The following is a 16,590-nucleotide window of genomic DNA, read 5'->3' as shown; positions in this document are numbered from 1 at the left end:
GAACGGCGGCCAGCTGCACGGGCGCGACCGATCACGCACTGAGCTGATGTTCACCGAGACTCGTGGTGAGCATCGTGGCCGACCACGCCATGGCCGCAACCGTGTCGCCCATGTGCGGGCACGGGCATCCTGCATGTGCGGCTGCGGAACCGTCCGCCCACCGTTGTTCGGTGCCAGGGTGGCCTGCTCGGTACCGCTCGGCGTAACGGTGCACGAGATCGGGGCGCCCGTGGTAGGCGAGCCATTCCAGAACCGCGGGCGGGTTGTTGGTGTAGTCGCCGGCGCGCGAGCTGACGATCGAATCGGGATCGCTGGCCTCGGCGAACCACGGCAGCACGGCCTCTCGCACCATCGCCACAAGACGCTCCAGGCGCTCCACACGCTGCGTGGGTGCGGTCAGGTCGATGTCACCGTCCTGGGCATCGCCGTACAGGTAGCCGTTGGCCCGGCCCGACGCGTACCCCAGCAGATGTCCGCAGACAAAATCGTGATCGGCCGGTTCGGCGACCAGGTGCGGATGCGCCAGCCGCCACGGCCGCACTCCCGGATCCCGCACCACCACATGGGTAGAGATCGAGATGAGCCCACCGGCGCGGTTGTACGACCCGGCCTGCAAGGCAACCTGCTGCACCACGCCGCCGACCTGCCGCTGCACCGTCCGAGCCTTCACCAGCCAACAGAACCCGTGCTCCCCCAACGCCTCGGCGATCCACCGCCCCGCAACATCGACCACATCACGAGGCCGACGAGCGACCAACAACTCCCGATCCAACCCCACCCGGTCAGTCAACCACCGCCGGCACGCAGCCCGTTCGACGACCACATCTCCGGGATGTGGCCCCACTGAACTCCATTCAACGCCGCGTCGCGCAACCAGCGGCAGATGTGAACGCAGGTAAGAGTCGTTGCGCTGATGCTGAGGCGACATCGAATAATTCCCGGGTGGATGTTGCCGATCTGCTCGCTCGGCCTGTGGCCATGGTTCCGGCTGACGTCGTCAACGACGCCGGCGTGACGGCGGTGGACGTGCGCGAGTACCTCGAGCACGACGAGTGGGAGGTCGCGCTCGATCTCCTCGCGGACCTCGACATGGGCTGGCGGCCGCCGACCGCCTGGTGGGATCTGCTGATCGACAGCGCCGAGCTGATGTGGCTCTCCGAGACCGCCGCGCGTGCCGCCGGGGCCGGCGAGAGAGCATCCACGGTGAAGGGTGAGCCGGTCAGGCCGACCCGCAAGCATCGCCGCTCACTCACGTCGGCGGCTCGAATCCTGGCCGGCCCGCCTCGCCGAGCCCGTGGCGCCTCACCTGCGCATCGCCGAACTTGCCCGAGCCTGACGACGGTCAAGAGGTACCGGCCGAAGCGATCCGGGAAGGGCTCGGCGATCACGGCCGAGGCTGCACAGTTGCCCCTCACTGAGCCGGTACCAGCATGAGCTGACCAGCGACCGTACGGCCCACCGCTGATCTGTCGCACCGACCTGCCATGATCACCCGCGACCCGCCGAGGGCGGCGACGGTTGACGACCGATCGCGGCCACGCTGGCCGACTGGCCTGCACTGCACCATGACCAGGAGACACACGAATGCGCAAGACGATCATCGCCGTTGGAGCCCTCGGACTGGCCCTGCTCACCGCTGGCTGCGGGAACGCGGACACCACCGAGCCGACCACCCCCGCCGCCCCGGGTGCCGCCTCCGCCGAGGCCAAGGCCGACAAGCCGCAGGAGCCGAAGACGGTAGAGGCGGCCAAGGCGCTAGCTCAGAAGGAGTACGACACCTACGCGGCCGGCGACTGGAAGGGTGCATGGGACCTCTGGACCAAGGAAGGCAAGGCAGCGATCACCCGCGACGAGTACGCCCGTCTGCACACCGAGTGCAAGACCATCACCGGCCTGACCTTCGAGATCACCGGGTCCCGACTTGAGGGCGAGGACAAAGCGGTCGTGAACTTCAAGCGGTCGATCGCCGCCGGGATGTCCGAGATCCGCTACGAGGACGGGCAGTGGCGGTACCAGCCGGACGCCGAGTCGATGGCGGATTACGCCAAGGGCGTCGACAAGGTCATTGCCGAGGGGCAGGCCAGCGGGCGGTGCCAGAAGTAGGCGAGGCACGCGAGTAGCCCTACGGGCCCGACTCGCTCAATCGCGAGGGGGCCGGGCCCCCTGCTGTAGCTGCCTCAGGCTGGCCCACCCCGGCCCACCCGAGCCGTTGGGTGGCGTTTGACGGCCTGGGACGGACTGAGTGAGTGCTCAGCAAGCTCGTGCTGGCTTGGCCCTTGCGCCAGCGCGTGGACGCAATCCGCCATGGCCGTCACTACAGCTCGTGCCAACCCCCTGCCCGACCAAGGGCACCGGTGCGGACGAACTCCTCGACGACCTGCCAGGCGCGTTCGAGGTCGAGAATGAAGTCCGCAGCGAACTCGACCGGGTCGTCCAGCACCAGTACTTCCGCATTCATGCTCGCAGGTTCGTCAGCAGCCAGCAGGGACGTGGCACTGTCGTCCGTCATCAGATGGACGACCGCCGCGGACTCGGTGAACCCGAGCGTGAGCACAGGGAATGCGTCGCCGGCCCGCACTTCGATGTACCCGCGCCCCTGGGTACGCAGTTCATTGAACCGCTCGATGAGGCCAGCGATGTCCGACCGCTCCACTGCGACGAAGGTCCCTGTCGTCGGAGACGTAGCACTCCACGAAACGTCCACCCGGCACCCCCCCCCTTGACGATCACGACGACCCGTGCCACAAGTTATCTCTCCCAGGGGTCCCAGTGAGCGGCGTAGCGCAGCAGCGAGCGTGCCAGGTCAGGATTAGCTGCCGCCCACCGATTGTCGAACAGGAACCACTGGTCGAACCCGAAGAAGCCGTCGATGTATCGGGCGACCTGCCCGAGGTGCGTATCCAGCCCTATCAGCGACTCGGCGGGACGCTCCGCGTGCAGCAGGTCCACCACCTCCCGGTGAACGGCCTCATGCTCAGGCATCCGGTCGAGACTGGCAGGTGACGGCGCGTAACCCGGCAGCTGGGCATAGCGCTCCAACGCCCGACCCACATCGTCCTCCCCGGGAGCGACAAGCGCCCGCAGCAGCCGAACGTCGTGTGGCCATCGGTGGCTGCCGGGACCATCGACGGCCCGGTGGACGGCGAGGTCCGGCAGGCTCACGCCGGGAAACTGGACGGCACCGATCAAATCCAGGTTCCGGTATAGGTCAGGCGACTGCCAGCACAGGCGGACCGAGAAGGTGCAGTCCGTGCCGGGCGGCCAGCCGGACGGTACGGACCGGAACGCTGTGGCTGAAGACGGTCTCCGACCCGCCCGCGTCGGCGGGCAGCGGCCACGTGTCGTGCAGGAGGAACACGAGCCGATCAGGTGAGGCAGCGGCCGCATCGTCATCGACAAAGTAGTAGGCCAGGTCCACCTCGTCGTCATCGGTACGCACCCTCAGGGCGCGCTCACCGAGCCGAATGAAGTCGCCCTTGTCATCACCCTCCACCCACAGGTCCGCCCCAGCGGCTGACCGGCGGGCGCCGGTGCTCGGCTTTGCCGTGCTGGTGCGCCTGGTGGCCATGTCGGTCCTTCCCGAGAGTGGTCGCTCACCCCTCGGCCGATCCGGCGATTCGGACATTCCTGCTATACTGGTATCAGCACCGAGAGGTGCTCCTGATCATCCCGGTCGCGCGCGGGTTCGAATCCCGTCAGCTCCACAACATGGGGCTGTAGCTCAGTGGTAGAGCAGCGGGTTGTCTTGCCGGAGCGGATTCCCGCTCCGGCCTCGGTCGTTCGTCATGCGCGCAGCGCGCGAACCTCGTTCAGCAGCTCGGTCAGGGTCCGCGCGGTCGCGGAACGCTCCGACGAGCCGCGGCCGAGGACGAGTACGGCGCGCTCTTCGCCGAGTCGGTGAAGTACATGGCCAGCGAGGCTTACGAGCAGATCACGGGTGATGACCATGCCTTCTACGAAGCGATGAAGGCCCGCCAGCGCGAGCAGGCCGCCCAGATCGACGGGTTCGGCCCGCTTCAGCGTGGTCGTGGGAACGCATCAGGCCGCCGATGGCGCACAGCATCGTGATGGGGCTGGCTGGCGTACCTGCGTCTCCTCGCCGGAGCGCGGCAGGAAACTCGACTGGGCCAAGCCTGGTGGGGGACCGCCCACCGGCCGCCTCCGTGCCAGTCTCCGATGCGCCGCCCGAGCTGGCGGAGCAGATGCGACGCCTCGTCCTACAACGCCGCCTGCGTATCGCTTCGCAGCGCGGGACCGAGCCGTAGTCGAGCTCATCCGCCTCGCCGTCCGGTCGTGCTGCTGGGAGCAAGACGCTAGAGCGAGCGACCCGCTACGTTCGCCGTCATGGATGTTGCAGACATCATCACGATTATCATCGCGGCCCTCGCTCTGCTCGTCTCTGGCTGGAGCGTGAGGTACGCCCGAACATCCGCCCACTCCGCCGACAAGTCGGCGGTTGCCGCGGAGCGGTCTGCGGATGCCGCAGAGCGACAGGCATCGGCCGCCGAGGCAGCACTGCCACCGCCACCGCCAGACGTCGCCTGGGTTACCCAACGAGCGGGCAAGAGCCGCTGTTTGCTGAGGAACATCGGCACCAAGTCGGCAACCGGAGTTCGCTGGGTCAAGACCGGCGGACCCGCCGAAGGGTTCATCCGCTTCCCGGAGGAAGTTCCCCGGGTCCTGTCGGGAGGTGAGGTCGAGTTCACCGTCATTCGCGCGTACGGCGGAGCTGTGCCGGCCGAGATGCTGCTCGCCTGGGACGGGCAGGATGAGCCTGTCGCTGTACCCATCCCGTCATAGCCTCCTGGGGGTCGCCATGCTGCTGGGCTCCGACACTGGTGGCCCTGCCCGACCCAGTCGAGGTACGCCTGGGCGCCCTAGTTTCGGAACGGATGTCCGCCGCCCGCCAGCCACCCGGGTCGGCGACCGCCTTGCGGCTGGCGGAGAGCACGGTCCGCCCATCGCCGGCCGCAGCGACCGCCCCGCCACCACGTCGTCGGAGTGCGGACGTCACTCAGCTGCTCGATCACCGGGATCAGCCCTCTTGAACCGCCCCGGATCTTCTAGAGACACAGGGCTGGCGCTCGTCCCCATTCGGGAGACAGGCAAGACGGAGCAATGACTCCTCCGGACGAGCCGACAGGTCCGAGGACGTGACCCATTCGGGTGCTTGTGACCGCTCGCGACGGTTCGTACCCTGGCCGTCTCACTCCTGATAGGACTTCGCTTGTGCCGATGCGGCGACCCGCCACCGACGAGGCCGTGCTGACGGTCATCGGGATCGTCGCCAAGACACTCTTCGCCTATTTCGGACCGCTCGGCACGCTCGTCGGCGAGACCACCGGCGAGGTCCTCAAGCTCTTCCAGCAGTCCGACCCGCCCGGGCGGAAGCTGAAACGTCAGCTCGAGGAGATCGCCGACAACATCACGACCAGCGCGTTGCAGCCGCACGAATACTCGACGATCCCGGACAGTGACCTGGCCGGTGCGGTCACCGCCGTCGGCATCACCCTGGAGAGGGTGCCGATCGGCAAGACAGCGATCGAGAAGAGCCGGCTTTCCGCGGAGGCTCTCTACAAGTTCTATCGGGCCGAAGATCCGGGGCGGCCGGACGATCTCGGCGAGGCCGCACCGGCCTACAAAGAGGTTCTGCGGGCGGTGTGCGTGCAACTCATCGACGTACTGCGGCACTCCGACGCGGCCCAGGGCATCGCGATCAGCGTGCTCTTCGAACAGCTGCGTACGCTAACCGCCGAGTTCGACCGGCCGATCAACCTGGCCGCGAACATGGCCGCCGTCGGCGACGAGCAATACCGGCCGTTCTACCGATCACGGGCCGGCCTCGTGCTGGCCTGGATGCGGTTGGTCGAATCGCCCTTGGCGACAGCGAATGTCCGCCGGATCAGCCTTCCCCGCGCCTACGTGGAGCTGAACGCGCGCGTCGACGGCCAGGTACTGCCGCTGCGCCAAGCTCTTGCGCGCCGCCGACGAATTCTGCTCACCGGTCCGCCAGGAATCGGCAAGACCACGACCCTGCGCAAGCTACTGCTCGACGTGCTCCCTGCGAGCCGGCCGGACGTGATCGAGGGCTGGGGTCTAACCGTGCCGTTCCTGCTCGATCTGCACGAGCAGCCAGCCGTCCCGCCGGTCGACAAGGCGCCCGAACTCATGAACCCGTCGATGACCGCAGGCCCGCACAACTGGCCGGGGCAGCTCGCCGCAGCCGGGCGAGCCACGATCCTGGTTGACTGCCTTGAGCCGCTGCTCTGCAAGGCATCCGACGCCGCGTTTCATCATGACGCGCTCGCCGGCTTGATCGCCTCGGCCGCGGACTCCATCGTCATCCTCGCCGCTCGCGAAGGCACCTTCGACCCCGCCTGGCCAGCTGGTCATGGTTTCACGACGGTCTACCTGGAGCCGCTCACCGCCAGCCAGGCCGGCGAGGTCGCCCAGCAGTGGTTCGCCGCGGTCGCAGCGGAAGTGCCCGACGACCAGGTCGCTATGGTCGAACGGCGCGCCGCCGAGTTCGCCACGGGTGTTGCGGCCCTTCCCAGTGTCGCCGAGTTGATGTGCACACCACTGATCGTCGCACTCGCCTGCGAAGAGTTCCTGTCCTGCGGACACCGCCTGCCCGACGACCTCGCCCGGCTTATGAGCGGAGTGCTCGCTCGCCTTGCCGAGCGGGACGCTCGCTCCTGCCCGGAGCCGCAACCCAGCCCCGACGAGGTGCGTCGCGCCCACCAGGAGATCGCCCGGTGGGCTGCCCTCAACGGTGATCCGTTTCCTCGCAACCTGCTCACGTCCTACATGGCTGCCAATGCGCCAGGCAGTCAGCCCAGCGCCGATGACGTGATCAACTATCACTCGATTCTGCGCCCGGACGGCGCCCGGCTCCGGTTCGTCGCCCCCGCTCTGCGCGACCAGCTCGCCGGCGCAGTCCTGGCCGCCGACTTCTCTATTCCTTACCTGCTAACGGAGGCTCGACGGATCGAGCGCTCCGGGATGGTCGGTGCTGCCATCGCCTATCTGGATCCGGCCCTCGCCGGAGGGCTGGTCGCCGACCTTCTCGGCGAGGCTAACGCGATGCGCGGGCAGAGGCCAGAGCGCCGAGCGCTGATTCGAGCCGCGGCTTTGGGGGCGGCTGCAGTGCCCGGCATCGATCCCAAGCTGCGTCGCAGAGCGATGGCGGCGGATGCGCGCTTCGGGCGTCGGCGCCCGAACCCGTGAAACACCGGTACGGACGGCAAGATGATGGAGCATCGGGAGGAGGATCCGCAGCATGAGAAGCGATGAGATCGCCTGGCCGCTGAGCGCGAGCATCGTCCGGCGGGCACTGATCGTGTGGCTGGGCATTCCTCACCCCGCCGACGGCTCATCTCTTGATCTGATCATGGCCGAGGAGCCGAGCGCCTTGATCGTGCGACGGGTGATGCGTCGATTGGAGGAAATTCAGGAGCAGGTAGCAGGCCGGCTCGTCGAATACATTGATTGGTCGCCCCGACCGGGTCAACCCGCCGACGAGGAACGCGCCTGGATCGCCGGTGCGGTGAACAGCCAAATCAACCTTGCCGCCCTGACTCAGGATGGTCTTCGTGGCACCGGATATGACCCGGTTGCGGTGGCCGGTCTAATCAGGGCCCGGACCGCGAGCGACCGGCAGCTCACGCGTCATCTGTCGCCGAGTGGACAGGCACTGTACGAAAGCATGGTCAACGCCTCCGCGGCGATCTTCGTCGCAGTCGCCCGTGCGGCGGCACCCGGTGCCAGAAACGTCATCAAGGCTCTCGCTGAGGACGACTACATCAGGGACCGTGTAAGGAATGCACTGGTCCACTTGCCGTCGCGGTTCCACAACGATCCGGAAGACACCGAGCAGCTCTACCGCACGCATCTGGCCGACTCTCTCGATCGCGTCGAACTTGTCGGCTTCCCCCTAGGGAAACGCACCGGCCAGGAACAGCTCACCGCCACTTTCATCCGGCCGGACGTGCGCCTGCACTCCACGCCCGTACCGGTGGACTGGGCCTTGGCCGACCAGCCCCGGCTGTTCCTGCACGGTCCAGCCGGCTCCGGCAAGACCAGCATCCTCAAGTGGCTGGCGGTCGCTGTCGCCCGCCGCCACGGCGACGGCCTCCTCACCGGTCTCGCCGACACCCTCCCCATGTATATCCAGGTGCGCCAGCTCGTCCCAGGCCGCCTGAGCACAGAGCTGCCCGAGCTCGCCTTCTCGCGGCCGACGGCGGCGCTCATCGCTGGCCGACTTCGGAAGCGAGCCGCGGCCGGTTCCCTTCTGCTGCTCATCGACGGTCTCGACGAGACTCGCCCCGCCGACCGGGACCGCATCCTGAACTGGCTCGGCGAACTTGTCCGGCGGTACCCCGAATGCCGGTATGTCGTGACCTCCCGCAACGATGTCGCCGAGGAACTACTGCCGCCACGGTTCACTCCGGCCCGGGTGCTGCCGCTAGAGCGCGACGGCATCATGCGGCTAGTCCGCCAATGGCTGGGTGCCCTGACAGACGGAGATCCTCCGGCGGCGACGAAGCAGGCCCGCCGCCTGATCGACCTGATCGACGACGACGGCCGCCTCGGCGAACTGGCGTCCAGCCCGCTCATGTGCTCGCTGATCACCGTCCTCTATACACAGCGAGGCAAATCCGCACTCCGCGGTCCGAGCATTCACGAGCCGCTGGCGGAGATGCTGGCGATCCGACGAGACAACGAGCGCGCCATCGGCGACAGCGGCCGCTGGACGTACCGCACTATCCGGCAGCTGCTGATGGCGCTCGCGGCCGCCATGGTATTCCGAGGCAGCGACGAGCTCGCTGAGCCGGAAGTCCTCGACATACTCGAACGCGAGTTTGCCGACAGGCCGGAAATTCATGAAACGCCGACGGTCGCCTACGAATACCTGCGCACCCGGGTCGGGTTGCTCACCGAACCGGTTCCAGGACGGCTCGGCTTCGTACATCGCACGTTCCGTGACTACCTGTCCGCCCGTGAGGTCCTCGACGAAAAGCTGTTCGACAAGGCGGTCGACCACGCACACGACCCGTCATGGCGCGAGGTGCTCGTCACCGTCGCAGCACTCGCCGACCACAGCGACGCCGACCGGTTCGCAACGCTGCTACTCCGGCGTTACCGCAACGAACCAGCCCGGCGCGTTCTGCTCGGCCCGGTCACGCAGAACTGCCTGGCAAGCATGCACTGGCTCAGCCCCAACATCCGCCAGGAAGCCGACGTTGCCTGGCAAGAGCTATTGCCTGGCGGAGGCTCACAAGTCTTCATCGTGGAGATACCGCGCCAGGAGGGCTGGGAGCCGCTGGCCCGATGGCTGCGGATAGAGTCGTCAACCAGGTTCGACGAGCCAGTGTCGGTCACACCCGACGAGGGCGACATGATTCATCGCCTACTGATCACCGGTCGGCCCGGCCTGCGCCTCGGCCAAGTCGTGGAGACCATGACCGAATGGGCCCGGATGAATCATCGCAGCGTGATCGTCCGTGACGCTGTGGGCACCGAGATTACAATCCACCCCAGCCAGCTGCGATCGAGGTCCATTTGAGCGGTTCTCGGCGACGACAGTTGCCCGCATCGGCTCGGTCACCGGGGGTAAGGTCGCTGACTTTGCGGACGTGGCGCATTCTAGGTAACGCGTCGTGGCGATCTGGGTGCCCCTTTTCGTCAGCGAGCCCTGGGCCAGCACCATGGCCTGCAGGTGAAGCAGGGCGATCACGGAAGGACGTGGTCGACGGGGAGCCGCCTCTGCCCGTTACCGATGGCCCTATCAGCCGAGGGTCCGCGCTGCCCGCTCTAGGAGTTGGCCGTATGTGACGACCTCCAGCCGCGCCAAGTGACTGTTGTACACCCGAAGCACCTCTTCAATCGCTCCGGCTGAAAGGTCCGCTTGGTACTGTGGATGGCCGACCACGACAGTCGCGCTTGCTCGGCGTGTGTCGATACCGTGCTCGGCGAGGATCCCAGCACGGTCCTCATCTAGCCCGACGAGGTAGTTCATTGCCTGACCGACCGCGCGGTGGACCACGTTGGTCGTTACCAGGCCGTTTCGCTGGTGAGTAACAATCCGGACATTGGCTCGCTTCAACTCAACCACGTGAAGTGAGCCGTCCGGACGCAGTAGTGGAAGGTCAAGTTCTGCACCGTTGAGCAGCCGCCGTTTACCGAGCCCCGGAAGATACTGCCCTCCGAAGACCCAAAGGTTTTTTTGCATCGCCTGCTGCAACTCATTTTCCGTGCTGTGTCGGTTATTCACCACACAGAATAGGTCGTGCAGCGACGCTGCCCGGACCCTGGCCTGGGCGACTCGCGCAAGATCATCCAGGTCCATTTGTCCTGGGATCACCGGAAGATCGTCCGAATGCGCTGGTAGTGTTCTGAGCCGGTCCTCCAGCACCTCGCGGAGCCAGGCATACTTCTGGGCATCCAACCCGGCCTCGCGATAGCGGCCAGGGTGGTGCTCATCCTCGACAATGAATCCTGGCGAGTCGCGTAGTCGTTCCAGATGTTCGCGCACGTCAGACGCAGTCGCGCCAGCATTGTTGCACACCACGTCATCAACATGGAGGAGCGCGACGCTGGTAGCCAGCGCAACGGTGCCGCGCACTTGCTGGAGGTACTTGTCACGCGAGTCCGCGAAGAGCTGATACTTGATCTCGACATCCGGGCGAAGCATAGTGTTCATCGCGTAGCCGAGCGCGTCCTCAATTCGCTCCAGAGCGTCCTCGTCGCCGTCGTCTCGACAAACTTTCTCGGCGTAGCGGAGCAGCGTAAGCAGGTCACGACCACCGCGATAGGGTCGGCGCTCACCGACGTGCCTCAGCGCATCATCGATCAGCTGCTGCAGGGCCTCCGACCCACCAAGTTCTTTGATCCGCACCAGCAGCCGCCGCAGCGTGGAGTCCGATCGGATGCGCATCCATAAACCGTAATGCCCGCCTTCCTTCCCTCCGCCGCTGCCGCTCGGATAAGAAGAGTTTTCGGCGGCACAAAACTCGCGCTTCGGATGAATCGGACCGTTACGTCGGAGGTACGTGTCGGACCCTTGTGTCATTCCTAAACAAGTGACGCAGGTTCATCGGCATCCGCCCCTGGTCTGGAGCGGAGCCGCCGGCGTCGATACCTTCGGGCGCGCCGAAGAGGTCTCCAACCTGAAGGGCCTGCTCAGGACGTTGTCCATGGGATCGGTGTCTCGGATGACGGAACTGCGGCGGACTCCAGCAAGCTCACCCGCAACCCTCCACATCGATAGGCAGCACGCCTACAGACATGGCTTCCGGCGTACCGGGACGCCGGCGGGCGCCAGCCGTCCCGGGAGCAGCAACGCCTGACCACTTCGACCTCTACTGGGAGGTCACGCCGCACCGCTCGACCTCCATCACCCCAGGTCAAAGCACCTCGTCTCCGTCCGGCATCGGTGAGCACTTCGGGCGCGCAGACCACTTCGCCAACCTGCACCCAATCTGCTCCCAGTCGCAAGGCCCCCGCAACCAACGGCTCCTTACCGCCTTGAGCTGCGCACATTCCCCTACCAGGCGACATAGAGCGCTGTCGACAGCTACGCAGAAGCGCAGAGCACTCCGCGGGAAACAGGACGCCGCACCTGCTCTGACCTGGGAGAACGTGGAGCCGCAGGCAGGGGTGGGTGCAGTTGAGTGCTGTTCGATGCGGTTGGATGCAGTTCAAAGCTGTTCAGGGCACCCCGCTGCTCCCAACCTGCTCCCCCTAGACCGGGCTCGCACCGGGCCGCCGACCGCTCGTGACCTGCCGGCCCAGCGCTACGGTCGGCACCAGCGCTGGCTCCCTCAGCCGCATCGGTCGATCGGGAAGCACACCCACGATCACCGCGCCTTATCAGCGGCGGAAGCGTGTATGTGACCTTGGTGTGCTACGCCGTGCTGCTCGCTCTGCCATCAGGCAGGAGACCGCCGCAACGAAGAGTCGATCGCGACGGGCTCTCCAGGGCGAGAGCCGACGCGTACCGCTCGCTCAGGCGTCCTGCTGTGTGCGGATGTCCAACTTTCCCGCCAGCCAGTCCGACTGGGGCACGGCCGATCCCCGGATGCCGAGACTCGCCCGGGCCGCCTGGTAGAAGCGATCGCGTGTCTCGTTGGCATGGCCGAGCCCAGCAGCCAGCTCGAACCCCGCGGAAGTCATGCCGCGGGCGTAACGGGCGATGTCCGTCACTGCGGCGCGCCACTCGCGGGCCGCAGTGATCGATGTGGCGTCGCCCAGGAGAAGGACACTCTCCCATGTCTTTGTGCGCCGGATATCGGCCTCTTCCATGTTGGCCAGGGCGTGTTCACGATCGACACCGTGACGAAGCGCGTTCAGGTTGGCGATCCGGAGCGCGTACGTGTGCACTTCCTTGACTGCGTTGGCGAACTCGACGTACGCCTGAAGCCGGCGCTCGTCCCACCGCGCCGCCTGCTGGCGCTGCCACCGCGAGCGGTCCGCGATCAAGGTGGCGAGGATGGTCCCGCCTGTTCCGACGAGGACGCCGAGCAAAGCCGGCAGTTGGTCCATCAACGCGCTCATGCTTTGATGGTGCACGGGTGCCACAACCGATAGGCGTCTGCCCGGCAAGGCGCCCGACCTTCGGCGTGACCGCGCGACCAGCGGCATGTGTGTGCATCTGATCAAGCGTGGTTCTCGAGTCGCTCAGGGGAGAAGGGTGCGCCCCTCCCAGGTGCCGTGTTCGGACAGAGGGCGGAACCGCATGAACGCGGATTCGTGGTGGAAGTCCCGGCGATGCTGTTCAGCCATGGCGACGGTGTGTGTATGGGCCTGTGGGACGGCGCTGCGGCCGTGGACCATGTCGGTCATCTCGCGGACGCTGCGCCAGATCGTGAAGGTGGAAAACGTGTGGGGCGGGCGTACCGCTGCGGTGGCGAACGTGGTGCCGGGGTGACCGGCGACCAAGCGTTCGACGGGCCGCCCCCACTTCAGGAACCGGGGTAGTTCGAGAACCTTGAGCCGGGCGAGGGTGACGGCCACGATAGGCTCCTGCGGATCCCACCGGCCCGCCTGCACCGGCAGGCCAGCGAGGGCGGCCACCTCGCCGTAACGCCGCAAGTACTGCAGTCGCACATGCCATCCGTCGTCGAGCTGCCGCCCCAGATCGTCGTCTGCGAGGAACCGCTCCAACGCCGATTCGTCGTCCCATTCGGCGAACATCGCAAGGCGTCGCAGCTGCATCCGTTCCACCGACAACGCCGGGGAGCCGAGTCGCATGAGCGCGAGGCATTCGGCGTGCCGCAGCCCAGCCGCCCGAGGCCTGCGACGCAGTGTGCGCAAGGTCAAGGCCGGCGGAAGCAGCGCGAGATGGAACGAATGCATCATCGGCCCATGATCCCAGTCGTCCGCACCCGCGTCCCTCCCACAGCGTGCGGGCTGGCGACGGCGGCAGGCGGACGTTGGCTTCGCCGGCAGCGGTTCAGCACAGAGGCCCAATGACAGTCTCATCAGCCCCGTCGCCGTCTGACGAGGCTCAGTCCCCACAGAATCCCCTGAAGACTGCCGAAGACGAAGATGTCCAGAGCCCCGGCAAAGTCGTCAAGTGATGCCGAGTAGTGCCAGCGGGCGGTTGCTGTCGCGGGCGTGATGTCGGTTGGCGGCGGCGATGTTGGTGACTCCGCTCAGGCGTAGGGCGCCGATCGCGGCGTTTCGCAGTGCGGCCATGACCTCGGGTCCGGTGCCGATGCGGATCTGGCTGCGGTCCCCGTCTTAGGTGACGTCGCGGACCCAGTGGACCTTGTCTGGATCGACCAGTGCCCGCAGATCCAGCCGGCCAGTTGTGCCGGTTTCGCCTGGTGGACGCGGAGATCGGTGATGGCGTAGACGGTCTCGGTGGTGAAGCGTTTCGGCTGGTCCAGTCGGCGTCTGCGGCGGCGGATCTGGATGGCTTGGACGGCGTGCGGGAAGTCGATGCCGGTGGAGATCGTCAGGATTCTCAGGCTGCGGATCTCGCGGCGGCCGTGTCCGCGGTCGCAGTCACCGGTGGCGTCCGGAACGGCCCGCCAGGGCAGTGCTGTGAGCTCGGCGTGCAGGTGGGGCTGGTTGGCCTTTGACGGTCAGGATCCAGTGCGCGCCGCGCTCGGCAAGGTAGGTGACGTGCTCGCGTTGGCAGTGCAGGGCGTCGGCGGTGATCACGGCGTCGCGCAGGTCGCTGATCTGGTCGAGCAGCGGCGCGACCCGGGTGATCTCGCCGGTCTTGCCGTCGACGTCGATGCTGGCTAGGACCACACCGGTGGCCTGGTCGCAGGCGGTCATCACGTGCCGGGGCAGGGGTGTCGGTGGTTCGGGAGCCGCGCAGGGTCTTGCCGTCGACGGGATCGCCCGGCCGGCCGTCGAGGTGGTGGCGGTGGCCCGGCCGGGAGCCAGACACTGATCGCCGCGGTCAGTAGCTGCGGGTCCAATGCCTGCAACAGCCGACGGATCATCGCCTCCGACGGACGCCGGTCGGCAGTCATACCCAAGGCGAGAGCCGTCGTGGCCGGCACGTCGGCGACTCATTCGGCGATCGCGGTGTACGAGCGGTAGCCGGCGACCACAGCACACACGGCTGCGGGGACCACGACCGTGAGCCGGTGGGCGGTGCTACTAGCTGTACACCTTCCGCTGCCCCGGATCATTCGATCACCCCCGGCCACCGCCATGCAGTGACAGGGCCTTGCGGAGGCTGGGTCGGCCAGGTGATCCGCCTTGGCGCGGAGCTTGTGGCCGTGAGCGGAAGCGTTCAAGTCGGAGCCTTGGAACCGGTTCGGGGCAGCTCCTAGCATCCAAGTCACAGCCCACCCACGTCATGACGCGACGTTTCACGCGATCAGCACACCAACGGACGCGCGGGCATACCAAGGGAGTCTCAATGACGACGGTCCTCGGTTTAGGCGGTTCAGGCCACGACTGGTCGGCGTGCGCGATCCGCGGCGACAGGGTCATCGCGATCGATGAGGAACGGCTGACCCGGCACAAGTACGGCGTCGGCTCCGACCTTCTGGCCGGGGTCAGCCGTCGCGCGGTGCTGGACGCGCTGGGCGAGGCGCCCGGCGATGTCCAGCACGTGGTCGGCTGCGACCTGGTGCCCCGCACGTTCACACACGCCTACCGGGACCGCCTCGTCCGGATCAACCACCACCTGGCCCACGCCTACAGCACGTTCGTCGCCTCCGGCTACCCCGATGCCGCGATTCTCGTGTGTGACAACTCGGGCAGCCTGCTCTCCGGCCAGCGCGTCGGCGGCTCGGGCCGGGTCGCGGAAACGATCAGCTACTACCGGGGCAGCCCCGACGGGATCACGCTGCTCGACAAGGTCAGCGGTGCGCACCACGTGGAAGCGACGAGCGAGTCCGCGTACTACCAGCCGGGGTCGACCGACAACTCCCTTGGGCAGTTCTACCGCAGCGCGAGCCTGGCGATCGGGCTGTCCTACGTCGCCGACGGCTCGCAGACCCACCCGGTCAGCGAGGACGGCAAGACCATGGGGCTTGCCCCCTACGGCGACGCCCGGTTCGTCGACGACGTCGTCAGCCTCATCTCATTCCTGCCCGACGGACAGTTGCAGATCTCCGCGAACGAGGTCGACCGCACCTTCGCCAAGCTCGTCGAGGGTGGCGATTTCAAGGTCAAGGCCGCTCTGGCCCGCGCGGCCCAGCAGGCGCTGGAGCAAGGGCTGTTGCACTGCGCCCGCGCGCTGCACGCGCGCACCGGAGCGACGAGACTCTGCCTGGCCGGTGGGGTGGCACTCAACAGCGTCGCCAACGGGCGCATCCTGCGCGAGACACCGTTCGAGCGCGTCTTCGTGGTGCCCGCCGCCGGTGACAACGGCATCTCCCTGGGCTGCGCCTACTACGCCGCACACCAGCTCGAGGGTCGGGCCATCGCCGACCTACCTCGGCTGACCGACGCCTACCTCGGCCCGGTCTACCTGCCGTCGCAGGTCGACGAGGCCATCAGCAAGGGCGGCCTGGTCATCGAGGAGTGCACGGACCTGCCCGACCGCGTCGCCGAGCTTCTAGAGGCAGGAGCCTTCATCGCCTGGTTCGACGGCGGATCGGAGTTCGGTCCGAGGTCACTCGGGCACCGCAGCATCCTGGCCGCGCCCTACCCAGGTGACGTCAAGGACCGGCTCAACGACCAGGTGAAGTTCCGGGAGTGGTTCCGCCCCTATGCTCCCGTCGTCCTGGCTGAGCACGCGACGGAGTATTTCGATCTCACGCAGGAATCGCCCTACATGCTGATCGTCGCCAACGTGCTGCGGCCCGACGCGATCCCGGCGGTCACACACGTCGACGGTACTGCCCGGGTACAGACCCTTAGCGAGACCACCAACCCTCGCCTGCACGCGATGATCACCCGCTTCGGCGCCCGTACCGGCGTCCCCGTGGTCCTCAACACCTCGTTCAACGTGGCCGGTCAGCCGATCGTGGAGACCCCCGAGGACGCGGTGCAGGCCTTCGTGTCGATGCGCCTCGACTACATCGTCATCGGTGACCGGCTCTTCAAGCATCCACACCGGAACATCTACCGCTGAACCCGAGATGTGGCCGTGGGTGATCCGGGTGCCACCCCGGC

General features: G+C 66.9%; 16 protein-coding genes. 7 read left to right on the top strand and 9 right to left on the bottom strand.

What is annotated here, in order from left to right:
• Window positions 1-31: 31 nt before the first annotated feature.
• Window positions 32-655 (bottom strand): hypothetical protein, encoded by a 624-nt coding sequence (locus ACX27O_RS25500; RefSeq protein ID WP_458940194.1) that lies wholly within the window; start codon window positions 653-655, stop codon window positions 32-34.
• 287 nt (window positions 656-942) lie between these two features.
• Here ACX27O_RS25500 and ACX27O_RS25495 point away from each other — a divergent pair, with 287 nt between their 5' ends.
• Together ACX27O_RS25495 and ACX27O_RS25490 are read left to right on the top strand one after the other, a co-directional pair.
• Complete coding sequence (locus tag ACX27O_RS25495; RefSeq protein WP_458940193.1) at window positions 943-1,434, top strand: hypothetical protein; 492 nt, start codon at window positions 943-945, stop codon at window positions 1,432-1,434.
• 150 nt (window positions 1,435-1,584) lie between these two features.
• Entirely contained in the window at window positions 1,585-2,103 is a 519-nt protein-coding gene (locus ACX27O_RS25490) for a hypothetical protein (protein WP_458940192.1), read from the top strand.
• A gap of 211 nt (window positions 2,104-2,314) precedes the next feature.
• On the opposite strand, the gene ACX27O_RS25485 is transcribed toward ACX27O_RS25490, so the two are convergent.
• From ACX27O_RS25485 to ACX27O_RS25475, 3 genes are all read right to left on the bottom strand, one after another.
• The gene (locus ACX27O_RS25485; protein WP_458940191.1) at window positions 2,315-2,653 is read right to left on the bottom strand and encodes an Imm1 family immunity protein; all 339 of its coding nucleotides are present in this window, start codon (window positions 2,651-2,653) and stop codon (window positions 2,315-2,317) included.
• A gap of 95 nt (window positions 2,654-2,748) precedes the next feature.
• On the bottom strand, window positions 2,749-3,162 hold the full coding sequence (locus ACX27O_RS25480) for a hypothetical protein (protein WP_458940190.1): 414 nt from the start codon (window positions 3,160-3,162) through the stop codon (window positions 2,749-2,751).
• A gap of 46 nt (window positions 3,163-3,208) precedes the next feature.
• Window positions 3,209-3,568, bottom strand: a complete 360-nt coding sequence (locus ACX27O_RS25475) for a hypothetical protein (protein ID WP_458940189.1) — start codon at window positions 3,566-3,568, stop codon at window positions 3,209-3,211.
• Window positions 3,569-3,906: 338 nt separating this feature from the next.
• Here ACX27O_RS25475 and ACX27O_RS25470 point away from each other — a divergent pair, with 338 nt between their 5' ends.
• The 4 genes from ACX27O_RS25470 (at window position 3,907) to ACX27O_RS25455 (ending at window position 9,565) form a co-directional block, all read left to right on the top strand.
• On the top strand, window positions 3,907-4,068 hold the full coding sequence (locus ACX27O_RS25470; protein WP_458940188.1) for a hypothetical protein: 162 nt from the start codon (window positions 3,907-3,909) through the stop codon (window positions 4,066-4,068).
• A 276-nt stretch (window positions 4,069-4,344) separates the two neighbouring features.
• The gene (locus tag ACX27O_RS25465; RefSeq protein WP_357195737.1) at window positions 4,345-4,800 is read left to right on the top strand and encodes a hypothetical protein; all 456 of its coding nucleotides are present in this window, start codon (window positions 4,345-4,347) and stop codon (window positions 4,798-4,800) included.
• A gap of 435 nt (window positions 4,801-5,235) precedes the next feature.
• Entirely contained in the window at window positions 5,236-7,227 is a 1,992-nt protein-coding gene (locus ACX27O_RS25460) for an NACHT domain-containing protein (RefSeq protein WP_458940187.1), read from the top strand.
• Window positions 7,228-7,279: 52 nt separating this feature from the next.
• On the top strand, window positions 7,280-9,565 hold the full coding sequence (locus ACX27O_RS25455; protein WP_458940186.1) for an NACHT domain-containing protein: 2,286 nt from the start codon (window positions 7,280-7,282) through the stop codon (window positions 9,563-9,565).
• 222 nt (window positions 9,566-9,787) lie between these two features.
• Here ACX27O_RS25455 and ACX27O_RS25450 read toward each other — a convergent pair whose 3' ends face one another.
• From ACX27O_RS25450 to ACX27O_RS25430, 5 genes are all read right to left on the bottom strand, one after another.
• The gene (locus ACX27O_RS25450) at window positions 9,788-10,936 is read right to left on the bottom strand and encodes a Shedu anti-phage system protein SduA domain-containing protein (protein WP_458940185.1); all 1,149 of its coding nucleotides are present in this window, start codon (window positions 10,934-10,936) and stop codon (window positions 9,788-9,790) included.
• A 1,070-nt stretch (window positions 10,937-12,006) separates the two neighbouring features.
• On the bottom strand, window positions 12,007-12,555 hold the full coding sequence (locus ACX27O_RS25445; RefSeq protein WP_458940184.1) for a hypothetical protein: 549 nt from the start codon (window positions 12,553-12,555) through the stop codon (window positions 12,007-12,009).
• A gap of 123 nt (window positions 12,556-12,678) precedes the next feature.
• Complete coding sequence (locus tag ACX27O_RS25440) at window positions 12,679-13,224, bottom strand: hypothetical protein (protein WP_377619644.1); 546 nt, start codon at window positions 13,222-13,224, stop codon at window positions 12,679-12,681.
• A 348-nt stretch (window positions 13,225-13,572) separates the two neighbouring features.
• Window positions 13,573-13,698 (bottom strand): hypothetical protein, encoded by a 126-nt coding sequence (locus ACX27O_RS25435; protein WP_377633295.1) that lies wholly within the window; start codon window positions 13,696-13,698, stop codon window positions 13,573-13,575.
• Between the two features lie 312 nt (window positions 13,699-14,010).
• Entirely contained in the window at window positions 14,011-14,289 is a 279-nt protein-coding gene (locus tag ACX27O_RS25430; RefSeq protein ID WP_377633297.1) for a transposase, read from the bottom strand.
• Window positions 14,290-14,884: 595 nt separating this feature from the next.
• On the opposite strand from ACX27O_RS25430, the gene ACX27O_RS25425 reads away from it, so the two are divergent.
• The gene (locus ACX27O_RS25425; protein ID WP_377633299.1) at window positions 14,885-16,549 is read left to right on the top strand and encodes a carbamoyltransferase family protein; all 1,665 of its coding nucleotides are present in this window, start codon (window positions 14,885-14,887) and stop codon (window positions 16,547-16,549) included.
• The last annotated feature ends 41 nt before the right edge of the window (window positions 16,550-16,590 follow it).

The sequence above is a fragment of the Micromonospora sp. SD19 genome, assembly GCF_054462275.1.
Note: the sequence above shows the minus strand (reverse complement) of the source record. Positions and strands in the feature narration are given on the sequence as shown.